Origin of the sequence: Parasphingomonas frigoris (assembly GCF_036663815.1) — a bacterium.
Classification (GTDB): domain Bacteria; phylum Pseudomonadota; class Alphaproteobacteria; order Sphingomonadales; family Sphingomonadaceae; genus Sphingomonas.
In genome coordinates this window covers 1-441 of record NZ_JAXOJQ010000067.1, presented here as the reverse complement: position 1 = coordinate 441, position 441 = coordinate 1, and the positions used below count along the sequence as shown (strand labels likewise).

The window sequence follows — 441 nt, the reverse complement described above, 5'->3', positions numbered from 1 at the left end:
GCATGTTTTGGCGACTCAGACTCTGCTTCAGCAGCCAGCGAAAGCAATGTTGATAACAATCAACGGTCAACTGGGTAACGGCGTTACGGCCAAAGATCTCATCCTGCATATTATTGGGGCTATCGGAACTGCAGGCGCAAACGGTCATGTAATCGAGTATAGTGGCGAGGCAGTACGATCCCTTGATATGGCCTCCCGCATGACACTGTGCAACATGTCAATTGAGGCAGGCGCCAGAGCCGGGATCATTGCTCCAGACGACACTTGCTATAGCTGGCTAGCAGGACGTCCGTTTGCACCAAAAGGTGAGGCCTGGAACGCTGCAATCGCATATTGGAAAACCCTAGCGACTGACGTTGGTGCGATTTATGATCGCACCGTTGAGATAGACGCGACTTGCGTCGAACCGATGGTAACGTGGGGCACGAGTCCTGAAGCTGT

1 protein-coding gene is annotated in these 441 nt (G+C 52.8%); it reads left to right on the top strand.

Annotation, left to right across the window (positions count from 1 at the left end; translation table 11 throughout):
• A partial coding sequence (locus tag U1872_RS22500; protein ID WP_332795080.1) for an aconitase family protein occupies positions 1–441 on the top strand: 441 nt, incomplete at both ends.